The organism is Streptomyces cyaneofuscatus (assembly GCF_000718135.1).
GTDB classification, from domain to species: Bacteria; Actinomycetota; Actinomycetes; order Streptomycetales; family Streptomycetaceae; genus Streptomyces; species Streptomyces cyaneofuscatus.
On record NZ_JOEM01000035.1, the window covers coordinates 1 to 13108 of the forward strand.

Here is a 13108-nt window from a genome sequence, read left to right on the forward strand (position 1 = left end):
CGGGTCCTCGTCGTTCACCCCGGTGTTGCCCACGTGCGGGGCCGTCATGACAACGACCTGACGGTGGTACGAGGGGTCGGTAAGGGTCTCCTGGTAACCAGTCATCCCGGTCGAGAACACCGCCTCGCCGAAGGTCTCCCCCACGGCCCCATAAGCACGACCACGAAACGTGCGGCCGTCCTCCAGAACGAGTACGGCGAGCGGGGGCGGCCCTCCCCCGCCCCTCATCGATCCAGTCCGCAGGCCACACGCGCTCCCCGCTCCGGTACGCACTCCAACCGGAACTGGGCTGCCGTCCTGAGCATCGCCTTCTCCACGTCACCGCTCGACCCCCCGCGGAACCGGAACCGGGCGCCCACGTGCTCGTACCCGCCCACGCGCGGGACCACCTGCCCCACGGCTGGCACCACCACGGCGTAGGGGCCCTCGTCAGGGGTCGGCGGTTCGGGGAGTTCCCAGGCCGTCACGCGGCAGGGGGCCGGGACGGGTGAGGGCACCAGGAGCCAGCCGCCCGTACGCCATACGTCCGGTACGGGGAGTTCCGGGCGCCGGCCGAGCTGGACGTCGGCGGCGGCCCCGGCGAGGTCGATGCCGTGCACCTCCCGCCAGACGAACGGGATCTCCGCCCCGCCGACCCGGTACCCCGCCTCCAGGAACTGGATCGAGGGCGAGCCGTCGGCGGACGTACCGACGAACGCCTCCAGGTGGAAGACCCATGGTTCCGGGCCGAGCGCCCTCGCAACCCGGGAGGTGAACTCGCCGAGTGGCCGAAGGAGTTCGGGGTCGTCCACCTCGACCGAGCCGAGCGCCTCGCCCTGGGTGAAGTCCACGCAGGTGTTGACGTACCGGGAGGCCCGCCAGGGGCCCAGTTCCTCGCCGGTCCACAGGCCGTCGATGTGGAAGATCGGGTCGGCGCAGAACCGCTGAACCAGGCGCGGTTCCGGGGGCGAGGTGCGCAGCAGCGGCAGGTCGGCCTCGGAGTCGAGCCGTACGACACCCCTGCTCGCTGTCCCCCGGCGCGGCTTGACCACGACCGGCCAGCCGTGGCGTTCGGCGAAGGCCAGGACGGCGGCCTCGTCGGGGGCGTCCGCGAAGGCGGGGGCGGGTATGTCCGCGTCGGCGGTCACCTGATTCATCGTGAGCTTGTCGCGGAAGCGGGCCAGGGCGGCGGAGGTCTGGCCCGCGCAGCCCAGCCGTTCGCGGATCACGGCTGCGGTGTCGAGGTCGCCCTCGTTGAGGGCCACCACCCGCTCCGGCACACCGAAGTGGGTTCGCAGCTCGGTCACCGCGCGCCAGACGGCATCGAGGTCGTCGGTGGCCGGGACGGTACGGGCGGCTGCCGCGCCGCCGGGGACCGAGTCCAGCGCCAGTTCCGTGGTCACGTAGGTGACCCGGTGGGTGCGGTGGTCGACGTACTCCTCGTAGTGGGCATGCCGGTCGCGCCAGCGGTGGATGACGATGATGTGTCCGCCGTGTCGGCCAGGTTCGCTGTGTCCGCTCATGTCTGATCGGCTCCGGCGGCCGACATGTCCCGGACCCGGCCCACCGCGAAGGTCGCGGAGACCACGGCGGCCCGGGCCGAGCCGAGTGCGCCGCGCGCCGCGTCCAGGTCGCCGTCGGGGAGCTGGCCCACGATGTCGGTGGCGCAGTCGATCAGGTGCAGCGCGGCGCGGGCGAGGGGCTGCTCGCTGCTGTACCGGTCCTCGACCAGTCGGCGGGCGCTCTGCAACTGGGCGACGGGGTCCGGCAGGGGCCCCTCCGCCACGACAGGGCAAATGATCGTGTTCATCGGTGAGTCCATCCCAGGAGGCAGGAGCGGGGTGAAAAGGGAGGAGGAGGGGAGCGGACACGCGGGCGGCCGGGGCCTCGGCCAGAGGTCCCGGCCGCCCTGGGCCGCGTCCCGCGGCGTGCGGGGCGCGACGGCGGGGCCGGCCGTGCGCCCGCCCTCAGCTCGTCTTGAAACGGATCCGGTCGTTCGTCGCCTCGCACTTGGCCACGGCGTCGTCCGCGTCGCGCCCGGAGGCGATGACGTACCCGGAGACGCAGTCCGCGACGGTCAGCAGCGGGGGTACGGTCTCGCCGACGCTCTTGCCGATCACGGCCGCCACCTCCGTGTCCGTGAACTCGTCCAGGTACGGGAGGAAGACGTACTGCTTCTCGTCCTTCGGGACCCGGCGGATCTCGTGGGCCGCGTCGTCGTCCACCTCGATCGCGTCGACGGTGCCGGGCTCCGGGGTGAAGAAGCGGACCGCGGCGCCACCCAGCGGCTCGGGCGAGGTCTGCGGGAGCTCGTCGATGCCGAGCGGGACCGTGAGGAACATCCGGTTGAGGTTCAGCCCGAAGGCTCGGCGGACCAGTTCGGGGGCACCGCTGCCGGCCAGCCGGGCGTGGGATTCGAGGACGCGCGGGCCCTTCGGGGTGAGGACGAACTCGCTGTGCGAGGGGCCTTCGGTGAGGCCGACGGCGTCCAGCAACTTCGGTGTGAGCTCGCGGAGTTCGGCGAGCCACGGGGTGGCGTACCGGCTGGGGGTGCTGACCTCCCACTCGACGTACCGCTCGTTCATGCGGTACTCGGAGTAGCCGATGGTGAGGTGGCGGCCGGCGTGGGAGAAGGAGTCGACGCTGACGACGGGGCCGTCGAGGTACTCCTCCGCGATGACGGCCGAGGTGTCCGCCTCCTGAAGCGCCTGCCAGGCCTTCTCGGCGTCCTCGGGCCCGTCCACGGGGTGGATGTGCAGGCTGGCGACGCCGTCCACCGGCTTGACGATGATCCGGTCACCGACCTCCGCCCGGAACGCGGCGATCTCCTCGGCGCTCCGGACCAGCCGGTAGCGGACCGGGCTGATGCCGTGCTCGTCCAGCAACTGCCGGGTCAGCGCCTTGTCCTTGAGGGCGCGGGCGGTGAACTCGCTGACTCCGGGCAGGCCGAGGGCGTCCACGACGAAGCCGGTGGATTCGGCGGCCGGTTCGGTGGTGGTGAGGACGCGGTCGAACGGGCGCTCGGCGTGCAGCGGCTTCAGGAGTTCGAGGATGGCCGGGCCGTCGTCCAGGGGGCCGTGGATGATGCGCTCGCAGTGCTGGGCGACAGCCACGTCGTAGGCGCCCTCCTCGTGGACGAGGACGACGTCGATGCCCAGTTCCTTGGCTCCTGCGACCGGTGCCGGCCGGCCGCCGATGACTGCCACGCGGTACTTGCCCATGGGGTTCCCTTCGGAGTGGTAGGTGGTATGTGCGTTTGAGGAAAGGGGAGTTGTGGTGCCGGTCAGGCGGCGTAGCAGCGGCGGAGCCAGCGGGCCGTCGCGTTCGGGCGCGGGGTGAACGCCTTGCGGCGGTGCAGCACACGGAGGTTGTCGAAGATCATGAAGTCGCCGGGCTGGAGGATGAGGTCGGCCGAGGGGATGTCGAGCAGGACCTCGCGCCAGCGCTCCAGAGCCTGTTGGGCGGCGGGGGTGAGTCCGGCCGTGGTGCCCCGGTCGTAGCGGGCGCGGCGGCGGCCGTCCGGTCCGGGCTCCAGGACCGGGGTCTTCACCAGCGGACCGATGGTCTCCCCGTCGTTGGAGTCGGGTGCGCCGACCTCGAACTCCGGTGCTTCGAGCGCGGATCGGGTCTCCTCGTCGAGCCGTACGACGACGTCGTCGAGGGCCGCGATCTCGGTGGGGATGCGCTCCTCGTTGCGTATGGCGAAGAAGGTGAGGTAGGGCGGTGTGTAGAGCCGGGGGTCCGATCCGGGCGGGCCGAAGGGCTGGTGAGGGTTGTCGGAGTGCCAGAAGAACTCCGAGTCGGCCCCCCAGGAGCTGGTGGTTCCGGAGGCCGCCGGGTTGGGCACCACATTGCGGATGAGCCGGCCGTCGTTCTCGTAACTCACCGCGAACGGCGTGCATCCGAGCAGGCGGATCAGGCCCAGGTGGACGGCGTTGGTCACGGCGAGTCCGCCCTCGTCGGCGAAGCCGCTGACCGGGGTGGCCGGGAAGTCCTGGGTGGGCAGGTTGGACAGGAGTAACGCGTGGGAGCCGGCGGCGGTGAACACCTGGCTGCCGTGGAGGATGTCACCGGGCAGATGGCGCCGCAGCGCGTACGCGCCGATGGAGCCGAGGATGGCGTCGTCGAGGTCGGAGTCGAGGCTGGTCTCCGATACCCGGGCCGAGATCTCCTTGCGCAACAGGTCCCGGGCGCTGTCCTCGACTCGGTACCGGGCGAACTGGAGCAAGCTGGTCATCGTCTGTCTCCGTTAGGTCGGTTGCACGCCCTCGTTTGCGTCGCTCAGCGAGCCGTCGACGGGGCTGTCGCGTTCCAGTACGTGTCGGCGCGCCGGTTCCAGCGGCGCGTCAGGGGGTCGTCGACCAGTCGGCTCAGCAGGCCGAGGGGTGTCACGACGAGGTAGTAGGCGATGAGGAGCAGGAAGGTGCGCATGGGGGTCCGTCCGTCCGTTGCGAGGTGTTCTTCGTGGCGGCGACGCGGGGGCAGCGGCGCGGCGCGCCGGCCCCGCGGGGCCGGCAGCACGTGCCCAGGGCTCAGTCGAGCGGGATCTCGTCGCGCCAGTCGGACGATTCCTGCCATGCGGGCTGGTCGCTCTTCTCCAGCAGGAAGTTGCCGAGCGCCAGCATGTCGATGTCGGTCCGCATGAAGCAGGTGTAGGCCTCCTGCGGGGAGTTGACGATCGGCTCGCCGCGTACGTTGAACGAGGTGTTGACCAGGACCGGGCAGCCGGTGAGGGCCTTGAAGGCAGTCAGCAGCCGGTGGTAGGCCGGGTTGCTGTGGCCGGTGACCGTCTGCACGCGTGCCGAGTGGTCGACGTGGGTGACGGCGGGGATGGTGGAGCGCCGCACCTTGAGCAGGTCGAGCCCTGAAGCCCCGCCGTCCTGTGCCTCCAGCCGCTGGGCGGCGGCGACTTGGGAGACGACGAGCATGTACGGGCTCTCCTGCGGCAGGTCGAAGTAGTCCTTGGCGTCCTCGGCCAGGACGGCCGGCGCGAAGGGCCGGAACGACTCCCGGAACTTGATCTTGAGGTTCATCGCCGACTGCATGTCCGGGTTGCGCGGGTCCCCGATGATCGAGCGTGCGCCGAGGGCCCGGGGCCCGAACTCCATGCGCCCCTGGAACCAGCCGACGATCTTCCCCTGGGCCAGCCCGTCCGCGACCTGCGCGGCCAGGGTGTCGCTGTCGAGCCGCCGGTACGGGATGGAGCGCGCGTCCAGGTAGGCGGCGATCTCCTCGTCGCCGTAGGCGGGCCCGAGCAGGGAGCCGCTCATCGCGTCGTGTCCCGTACGCACGTGGTCGCGCCGGGCCCCGCGTTCCATCGCGACGGCCTGGGCGGCGCCGAGGGCTCCCCCGGCGTCACCGGCGGCGGGCTGGACCCAGACCTCGTCGAAGATCCCGGCGTCGATCACCTTGCCGTTGGCCACGCAGTTGAGGGCCACGCCGCCGGCCATGCAGAGCCGGGACTCCCCCGTACGCTCGCGGGCGGTCCGGGCGAGGCGGAGCACCGCCTCCTCGGTCACCGCCTGCACCGAGGCCGCGAGGTCGAACTCCCGCTCGGTGAGCGGGGTTTCGGAGGTGCGGCGCGGGCCGCCGAAGAGCTTTTCGAAGCCGCGCCCCGTCATCACCTGGCCGCGCAGGTATGCGAAGTAGCGCATGTCGAGGCGGAAGGAGCCGTCGGGCTTGAGGTCGATGAGCTTCTCGCGGATGAGGTCGGCATAGCGCGGCTTGCCGTAGGGCGCGAGGCCCATGAGCTTGTACTCGCCGGAGTCGACCTTGAAGCCGCAGAAGTAGGTGAAGGCGGAGTAGAGCAGGCCGAGTGAGTGCGGGAAGCGCAGCTCCGAGACGGGGCGGAGGCCGGTACCGCGGCCGTGCCAGAGGGTGGTGGTGGCCCATTCGCCGACGCCGTCGATGCAGAGCACGGCGGCGGACTCGTACGGGCTCGGGAAGAAGGCGGAGACCGCGTGCGACTCGTGGTGGCGGCGTACGGAGAGGTCGGGCACCCGGCCCCGGCCCAGCGCGGCGAGTTCGGCGCGCACGGTGTCGGCGGTGCGCAGCTTGCCGCCGGGGCCGAGCCAGGAGGGGAGGGTGTCGCGGAAGGAGGCGAAGCCGGTGGGTGCGGCGCCCGCGAGGGTGGCCAGCACCCGGCGGAACTTCAGCCGGGGGTCCTCGTAGTAGGCGACGGCGGAGACGTCGTCCAGGCTCACGCCCTGCTCGTCGAGGCAGTAGGCGACCGCGCGGGAGGGGAAGGAGGGGTCGTGCCGCCGCCTGGTGAAACGTTCCTCTTGGGCAGCGGCCACGGGGACGCCGTCGGCTATCAGGGCGGCGGCGCTGTCGTGGTAGAACGCGGAGACTCCGAGAATGAGGTCAGACACCGCTGGGTTCCTCCGGCTGGGTTCGGATGCGGGATCGAGGGCGGGGCAGGGGCGGGGACACGGACAGGGGCAGGGGCAGATTCCGGGCGGGCCGCTCGGGGCCGGCCGGCCTCCGGGGGCTCACCTACGGCGGCCGGTGAAGCGGGCGCGGCGGGCGGCGAGCCGTGCGCCGACGGTCCTCGGCGGGTTGAGCGAGCGGTAGCCCACGCGCACCCGGCCCCACATATCGGCCCGGGCGCCGGGCCCCGGTGCGTCGGGCAGCGAGGCGAGCAGGGTGTCCACGGCGTCGGCCGCCCAGGCGGAGTGGCCGGTGGCCACGTTGTCGATGGTGTTGTGGATGTCCACGAAGCGGGTGCTGAAGCCGTACGCTTTCAGGGCGAGGCGCGCCCGGCGGTAGGTGCCGCCGACGCCCGACAGCTCCATGGCCAGGTTCAGCCCCAGGACCTCCGGCAGGAAGGTCTGCGGGAAGCGGCCCACGCACAGCCAGTACACCGGGAGTTCGAGGGACTCCTCGCGGAAGCCGGGCCACTGCGCGAACGCGGCGGAGGCAGTCGGCGGGAGCTCCACCCCCATCTCCTTGAGAACGTCGCGGTAGATGAGGGGGTGGTTCAAGTGCGGTTCGCCGTTGCCGAGTTCGTCCCAGTAGGTCTCGAAGAGGGAGTGCCCGATCGCGGACGAGGCCTGCTCGTAATCGGTGAACCCCTGGAGCCAGCTGCCGTCGATCAGGGTGAGCGGCGCCGTCTGCACGGTGTCGTCGACGACCGCCTCCTTCGAGGGCAGGGGCACCGCCGCGTTCTCCTCGAACTCCGCTCCGTGCTGGTCGTGTTGGGCCTGGAGCCAGGGCCGGAGCCCTTCGTGGCCCCAGCGTTCGGGCAGCGGCATCGCCGTACGGTCCATGCCGTGGCCGGAGCGGGCGAGCCAGCCGGCGACGTAGTCCATGGCCCAGGAGCGGAGGGCAGGGGTATCGGTACGGTTCATGAGCAGGTGGTACGCCTCGCGCAGCCCGGACGGGGTGCGGCCCGGGGAGCGGGCGCCTGCGCGCAGGGCTGCGGCGACGGCTGCGAGGTGGTCCCGCGTGGCGCCCGGGGAGGGCTTCTTCGGCCCCGGGCCGGGTTCCGGTTCCGCCCGGGGTTCCGGCGCTTCCGCAGGCCTGGCCGGGAGCGAGTCGATCCACCGGCGGATCACCGTCAGATCCTCCGGCGAGAAGACCCGGAACATCGGTCCGCGCTCGCCGACCAGCCCCCGTACCAGCGAACTCGCCCCGGAACGGCCGGGCTTGACCAGCTTGCTGCGCGCCAGGGCGTCGAGCAGCGGGCCCGGGTCGGTCCGGCACTCCGCAAGCCAGCGCGCCAGGGGCTTGCCCTCCAGCAGGAACTGGTGGTGGTAGACCGCGCCTTCCCGTGCGCGCAGCCGCATCAGCTCGGCCATGTCGAACGCGGGGTCCCCGGCGGCCACCAGCTCCGCGTGGAGCGCGCCGGACCAGTCGCGGAGGCCGGCCAGCATCCAGCGGAAACCGCTGCGTACGGCGTCGGCGCCCCGCTCGCCCTCCTGCTCGACCAGCGCGTCCACGGCGGCGCGGCACCGCTCGACGGGTGAGGGCCCTTCGCCTTCACGCCTGCCGCCCGGGTCGAGGGTCGCCCAGTCCGCCTCCGTCGGCAGCACCTCCTGGACCAGCTCGAGGGCGGGCAGCAGCCCAACGGCCCGCAGGCAGAGGTCGGCACCGAGGATCTCGCCCCGGAAGTCGTCGGGGCGCCGGCTCATCGCCAGGAGCAGCGCGGGGAGGCGGAACGCCCCGTCCGGGATGCGCTGGTCGCCGGTGAGCCGGGCCGCCGGCGCCGCGTTCTCGGCGAGCCGCAGCCTGCGTAACAGTTCGAGGTAGGCGCTGCCCCGGGAGGCCGCCGGGTGGCCGGCGCCGACGTCGGAGGCGTACAGGGCGAGGATGCGCAGGACCAAGGGGTCGTCGGCGTTCCCGGGGGCGCTGAGCCATTGCAGCCAGGCCCCGGAGAGGAGGGCGAGCGGGGCGCAGCCGAGGACCGCCCGCCGGACGAGCACCTCGCGGTGGCCTTCGGGGCCTTCTCCGGCACCGGCCAGGGTGAGGTAGCGCTCGCGCTCGGCGGTCCCCCAGTCGGCGGCCTGCCGGACGAGGGCGTCGAGCGAGCCGTCGCCGTCGCTCACGGTGGCCGGGGCGGTTCCCGTGGTCCGGCGGCGCAGTACGGTCCGTACCTCCTCGACGAACCGGCCCTCAGGGAGGGACGCTTCCGGGTCCGTCGCATACGCATACACGGTCCGCGCGGAGCCGCCGCCGTCCCCGGGCAGCCCGTGCGGACCGCCCGCCTGGTGCTCCGCGGCGGACAGCGTGGCCGTGGCGGCTGCCTGTTGGCTGTGCATCGTTCCCCTCTCTCCGTATCTCCGTCTTGTCCGTCTCGTCCGTCTCGGGCGTCTCGGGCGGTCAGAACATGGGGTAGATGGAGGCGTCGTTCTTGGGCTTCCGCTTCCGCCGGAACACTTTCGCGATGAGGTTTCGTACGAACGACATGGCTGAATAGCCCTCTCTTGCGTAAAGGGGGGGTAGGTGGGGACCGGGCCGGTCAGGAAAGACCGAGGGATTCCGCGAGCAGCCCGGAGACGATTTCCGTACCGTGGTCGGTGAAATGCGCCCGGTCCACATAGAGCCAGTCGTCGCCCTTGACGGACTCGGCGACAACGGGGCTCAGGTCCAGGAAGCGGATGTCCTGTTCCTTGCAGGCGACCTGAAGCGCGTCGGCGTACCGGCGGCCGGTTTCCAGCGTGGCGATGTCCCCGTACAGCTCCCAGAAGTTGGAGATCCCGTCGAGCTCACCGAAGATCGCCCGCTCCTCGGCCGGGCCGGACTCCCGCACCCAGGTCGCCAGGGGCTGCAGGACGTAGGTGATGCGGGCGCCGGTCGGCCCGGCCAGCAGGCGGAGTGCGGCGAGGTGGCGCGCGGTCAGGGCGACGGCGTACGCGATCCGGTCCGCGAGCGGGGGCACCACATGGGGGGCGTCCTCCGGCCCTCCGGGGCGCCGGCCGAAGCCCCGCTTGGGCTTGCGGTGGGAGGCGCGCAGCTCCTCCATGCTGTCGAAGTACTCACCGCAGTTGAAGAACCCGCCGTGGTCGCCGCGCTGGGCGTCGGGCAGCCGGGCGAGCGCCAGGTCGTTGAGCCCGGAGAAGACGACGATCTCGTCGATCTCGGGGACCAGCTCCCGGTGCATCAGGAACAGCAGCAACTCCTGCATCGAGTTGTGGCTCCGCCCGGCGAAGTTGAGCCAGGGGACGGAGGGCGCGTACCGGGTCCACAGGCGTGACGCCATGGTGGCCGCGTCGCTGGTCGCTCCGATCCCGAACGGGGTGGAGCTGCCGGCCAGCAGCCGGACGGGACCTCGGGGCGGAACGGCCACCGATCCCTGTTCGGTGGCGCCGTGGGAGATCCTGAATCCCAGCCGGTCGGTGTTGATCGTCGCGGAACGGTAGTCCGCCCGGTGGAAATACATCAGATAAGGCAGATACCGGGTTTCCGCGCGGTCGTCGAAGTCGTCGTACCGCAGCATCTGCGGGGTCAGGATTTCGCGCTGGGATTTCACGGGCAGGACGCTCCTCGATTCAGGGCTCGCTCTTCCGGTGGGGGCGTATCTCGGCGCCGTACGTGACGAGCTTTGCCGGTCGGCGGCCGTGACTGAAGAGAACCCTGGGGTCGGGAACGCGCAATGCGGGATCCGGAGGGAAGGACATACAGGCATGAAGGGGGCGATCCCTCCTATGGGCGGTTCGGAATGGTGGCGTCTACACCCACCCGCTCCTCACCAGGTTCGTAGCTGGTGAGGAAGGGGGAGCACGGCAGCCTGATCGCCCCCGGGCGGGTGTTCGTCAGCTGCGGTGCTCCGGGTTGGGTGAGTCGAAGCGGCAGCCGGCCTGCCACTCGGGGCGCTGGTTGCCGTACGCGGGGACGCCTCCGGAGCGTTTCAGGAGAGCGGCGAGGTGCATGAGGTTCCAGGCCGCGAAGGTGGTGTTCCGGTTGGTGAAGTCGTTCTCGGGGCCTCCGGAGCCGGGATCGAGGTAGCTGGGGCCAGGGCCCGCCTCGCCGATCCAGCCCGCGTCGGCCTGCGGGGGGATGGCGTAGCCGATGTGCTGGAGGCTGTAGAGGATGTTCATGGCGCAGTGCTTGAGGCCGTCCTCGTTGCCGGTGATGAGACAGCCGCCGACCCTCCCGTAGTAGGCGGACTGGCCCGCGTCGTTGAGATCGGCAGAGTTGGAGTAGAGCCGTTCGATGACGTGCTTCATCACCGAGCTGTTGTCACCGAGCCAGATCGGTCCGCAGAGCACCAGGATGTCCGCGGCCATCACGTCGGCGTACAGCTCCGGCCAGGCATCGGTGGCAGCGCCGTGCCGGGTCATGTCGGGCTGGACGCCGACCGCCAGGTCCAGGTCGACGGGGCGGATCACCTGGGTCCGCACGCCGGCCGCGCGCATCACCGCGGTGCTGCGGTCGATCACTCCCTCGGTATTGCTCGTCTCCGGGGAGGGCTTGAGGGTGCAGTTGAGGTAGAGGGCGCGGAGATCGTCGTAACGGGGCGGAACGGTGGACGGCACGGGTGCGGATCCCTTCGCGGTGGCTGATGACATGAGCTTGGGAGACCGGGACGGGAAGGGCCATTGCAGCGCGGCGAACGCGGTACGCGCCCCGGCACGCGGCACCCGCCGCCTGCATCCGCCTCACGCCCAGCGCCCAGCGGATGCAGTCCGAGGCACTGGGCGCGAGAGCGGAACCATGTGTCCTCGGCCGTCCGGGCCGGGGCGGGCGGGCCTCCGGGAGGCGCCTCCGATGGATCTGTTTCCCCCGCTGCCGGCCCGCTCGGCGACGGCACCGTGTTCACCGTCGACTTCGACTTCACCGCCCACCGTCTGGCCGTGTCGACCCTCGACGGGCGCCAGGTGTCGTTCCCCTTGGTGGGCCTGTCGGTCGGCGCCTTCTACCGTGAGTTCACCGGCGCGCTGGCCCACCTGGGCATCAGCGTGCTTCCCGAGCACCCGTACCCCTTCGACCTGCCCGACGCCGCGCGGCCGTTCGCCGAGGACGACGAACACGCCAGTTACGATCCGGCCGCCGTGAACCGCTACTGGACGGTCCTCACCCAGGTCATGCTGATTCTGGAGACGTACGCGGCCGGGTACTCCGGAAAGACCAGCCCCGTCCACCATTTCTGGCACACCTTCGACATCGCCGTCACCAGGTTCTCCGACCGGCACGTGGCGCAAGGGGTGTCCGTAGATCCCGTGACCCGTGAGGCGTACTCGCGCGAGGTGATCAGCAGTGGCTTCCGGTTCGGCGACGAACGGTCCTACCCGGAACCCGCCTTCTACTCGTACACGGCGCCGGAACCCGACGGACTGCAGCGGCAGCCGATGGAACCGGCAGCCGCACGGTGGACGGAGAGCAACGGCTCGCACCTGGCCCTGCTGCCCTCCGACGAGGTGCGCACCCAGCCGGACGCCTCGGCCGAGACCCTCCGATTCCCCGACTCCGCGTACGCGGCCGGCGCACGCCTGGCGGGCTGGGAACCCGACCGGCTCTGCCCGGGAGGAGTGACCGACCCCCAGGCCTCGGCCACCGACGCGACCCGGCCGCCGGCCTGATCCGACGACCACGAAGCAGGGATGCTCCTGACCTACTTCCTCAGCGTCGCCGACGTACCCCGTTCGCGTGCCTTCTACGCGGACGTCCTCGGCGGTGAGGTCGTTCTCGCCGAGAACCCCTGCACCGTCCGGCTGGCCAACAGCTGGATCATCATGAATCCCGGGGGCGGGCCCACCCCCGACAAGCCTGGCATCACCCTGAGCCCGCCGGAGGACGTCTCCAGCGCATCCTGTTTCCTCAACATCCGGGTGGCGGACATCGAGGCCGTCCACCGCGACTGGAGCGCCAAAGGCGCTCAGTTCATCACCGGACCGATCGACCGCAAGGCCGAGATCCGCTGCTACCTGCGCGATCCGGACGGCTATCTGATCGAGGTCGGTCAGGGCACCGGCATGCTCCATGGTGTCTACGCCGACCCGCCGCCCGGACATTAGAGGGTCGGTGCCGTGGTCTCCTCCGCCGTCTCCGCCAGCGCCTCCGCGAGCCCTTCCGTCGTCAGCACCATGCTGACCGGGGCCGAGCTGTTGAGACAGAGGCTGTGTCCGGCGGGGATGCGGGCCAGCAGTTCCTTGAGCGGCAGGGTGACGGAGGCCAGTTGCCCGAGGCCGCGGAGGTAGCGCGGCGAGGTGTAGACGGGGACCACCGCCGTGCCGTCGGGCGCCGACGCGCTCACCGGGTCCCCGTCCGCGGTGACCGGCACCGCGACCTCGGCCCCGGCCAGTGCGGCGGTGACGTCCTCGGCGGGGCCGTAGCCGGTGGTGGCGAGCTGGACGGCGCGGTCCACGTCGTCGGCGGGTTCGGGCCACCCCATCGCCTCGGGTGACGGGCGGTAGTCCGGGTTGTCCTCCCACTCGACGATCTCGCCCGCGTGGTCCGAGCGCCACTGGCCAACGACGGCCCATTCCGGTGGCGGGCCCTCCCCCTGCCAGGCGGGGTCGGTCAGGTAGAGCCAGTGGTCGGGTGCGAGCCGGGCGGCCTCGACGAACTCCTCCGGGGGTGCGGGGTCCAGGGGGGAGGTGGCGGGCTGGGCGCCGGGCTCACTCATCGTGTCCTCGTTCACTGGGGCACTGGGGGTGCGTGGTCGGGGGCAGGGGTCGGGGCAGGGGTC

At 71.5% G+C, this 13108-nt stretch carries 12 protein-coding genes and 1 pseudogene; 2 read left to right on the forward strand and 11 right to left on the reverse strand.

What is annotated here, in order from left to right; genetic code table 11:
- The 10 genes from IF17_RS1000000138265 to IF17_RS0134605 form a co-directional block, all read right to left on the reverse strand.
- A partial coding sequence (locus tag IF17_RS1000000138265; RefSeq protein WP_280518094.1) for a carbamoyl-phosphate synthase domain-containing protein occupies nucleotides 1-228 on the reverse strand: 228 nt, incomplete at its 3' end.
- Nucleotides 225-1502 carry an ATP-grasp domain-containing protein gene (locus IF17_RS0134560; protein ID WP_030574943.1) on the reverse strand — a complete coding sequence of 426 codons (1278 nt, stop codon included), beginning with the start codon at nucleotides 1500-1502 and terminating at the stop codon, nucleotides 225-227. The genes IF17_RS0134560 and IF17_RS1000000138265, both read right to left, overlap by 4 nt.
- Nucleotides 1499-1789, reverse strand: coding sequence for a hypothetical protein (locus tag IF17_RS0134565; RefSeq protein WP_030574945.1), 291 nt, complete (start codon nucleotides 1787-1789; stop codon nucleotides 1499-1501). Before IF17_RS0134565 ends, IF17_RS0134560 begins: the two co-directional genes overlap by 4 nt.
- A 157-nt stretch (nucleotides 1790-1946) precedes the next feature.
- Nucleotides 1947-3200 (reverse strand): ATP-grasp domain-containing protein, encoded by a 1254-nt coding sequence (locus tag IF17_RS0134570; protein WP_030574946.1) that lies wholly within the window; start codon nucleotides 3198-3200, stop codon nucleotides 1947-1949.
- Nucleotides 3201-3262: 62 nt separating this feature from the next.
- Nucleotides 3263-4216, reverse strand: a complete 954-nt coding sequence (locus tag IF17_RS0134575; RefSeq protein WP_030574948.1) for a TauD/TfdA family dioxygenase — start codon at nucleotides 4214-4216, stop codon at nucleotides 3263-3265.
- Nucleotides 4217-4260: 44 nt separating this feature from the next.
- Nucleotides 4261-4410, reverse strand: coding sequence for a hypothetical protein (locus tag IF17_RS1000000139415; RefSeq protein WP_167344548.1), 150 nt, complete (start codon nucleotides 4408-4410; stop codon nucleotides 4261-4263).
- Nucleotides 4411-4511: 101 nt separating this feature from the next.
- Nucleotides 4512-6350, reverse strand: a complete 1839-nt coding sequence (locus IF17_RS0134585) for a carbamoyltransferase family protein (RefSeq protein WP_030574949.1) — start codon at nucleotides 6348-6350, stop codon at nucleotides 4512-4514.
- Nucleotides 6351-6470: 120 nt separating this feature from the next.
- Nucleotides 6471-8738: an iron-containing redox enzyme family protein gene (locus IF17_RS0134590; protein ID WP_030574951.1), complete on the reverse strand. Its 2268-nt coding sequence runs from the start codon at nucleotides 8736-8738 to the stop codon at nucleotides 6471-6473.
- A gap of 200 nt (nucleotides 8739-8938) precedes the next feature.
- Nucleotides 8939-9949 (reverse strand): SGNH/GDSL hydrolase family protein, encoded by a 1011-nt coding sequence (locus tag IF17_RS0134600; RefSeq protein WP_032773045.1) that lies wholly within the window; start codon nucleotides 9947-9949, stop codon nucleotides 8939-8941.
- Nucleotides 9950-10232: 283 nt separating this feature from the next.
- Nucleotides 10233-10955, reverse strand: a complete 723-nt coding sequence (locus IF17_RS0134605; protein WP_030574953.1) for a flavodoxin family protein — start codon at nucleotides 10953-10955, stop codon at nucleotides 10233-10235.
- 252 nt (nucleotides 10956-11207) lie between these two features.
- On the opposite strand from IF17_RS0134605, the pseudogene IF17_RS0134610 reads away from it, so the two are divergent.
- Together IF17_RS0134610 and IF17_RS0134615 are read left to right on the forward strand one after the other, a co-directional pair.
- Nucleotides 11208-11999: pseudogene (locus IF17_RS0134610) on the forward strand (DUF5996 family protein); the annotation flags it as partial.
- A gap of 21 nt (nucleotides 12000-12020) precedes the next feature.
- The gene (locus IF17_RS0134615) at nucleotides 12021-12434 is read left to right on the forward strand and encodes a VOC family protein (protein ID WP_051884205.1); all 414 of its coding nucleotides are present in this window, start codon (nucleotides 12021-12023) and stop codon (nucleotides 12432-12434) included.
- Here the strand turns inward: IF17_RS0134615 and IF17_RS0134620 are convergent.
- Entirely contained in the window at nucleotides 12431-13045 is a 615-nt protein-coding gene (locus tag IF17_RS0134620) for a type VII secretion system-associated protein (protein ID WP_030574956.1), read from the reverse strand. The two genes, IF17_RS0134615 and IF17_RS0134620, sit on opposite strands and share 4 nt — an antisense overlap.
- Between the last annotated feature and the right edge of the window lie 63 nt (nucleotides 13046-13108).

Bases quoted from the DNA above. Each gene is read 5' to 3' on its own strand.
- IF17_RS0134560 (WP_030574943.1), bottom strand. From the start codon at position 1,502: ATGAGCGGACACAGCGAACCTGGCCGACACGGCGGACACATCATCGTC.
- IF17_RS0134565 (WP_030574945.1), bottom strand. From the start codon at position 1,789: ATGAACACGATCATTTGCCCTGTCGTGGCGGAGGGGCCCCTGCCGGAC.
- IF17_RS0134570 (WP_030574946.1), bottom strand. From the start codon at position 3,200: ATGGGCAAGTACCGCGTGGCAGTCATCGGCGGCCGGCCGGCACCGGTC.
- IF17_RS0134575 (WP_030574948.1), bottom strand. From the start codon at position 4,216: ATGACCAGCTTGCTCCAGTTCGCCCGGTACCGAGTCGAGGACAGCGCC.
- IF17_RS1000000139415 (WP_167344548.1), bottom strand. From the start codon at position 4,410: ATGCGCACCTTCCTGCTCCTCATCGCCTACTACCTCGTCGTGACACCC.
- IF17_RS0134590 (WP_030574951.1), bottom strand. From the start codon at position 8,738: ATGCACAGCCAACAGGCAGCCGCCACGGCCACGCTGTCCGCCGCGGAG.
- IF17_RS0134615 (WP_051884205.1), top strand. From the start codon at position 12,021: ATGCTCCTGACCTACTTCCTCAGCGTCGCCGACGTACCCCGTTCGCGT.
- IF17_RS0134620 (WP_030574956.1), bottom strand. From the start codon at position 13,045: ATGAGTGAGCCCGGCGCCCAGCCCGCCACCTCCCCCCTGGACCCCGCA.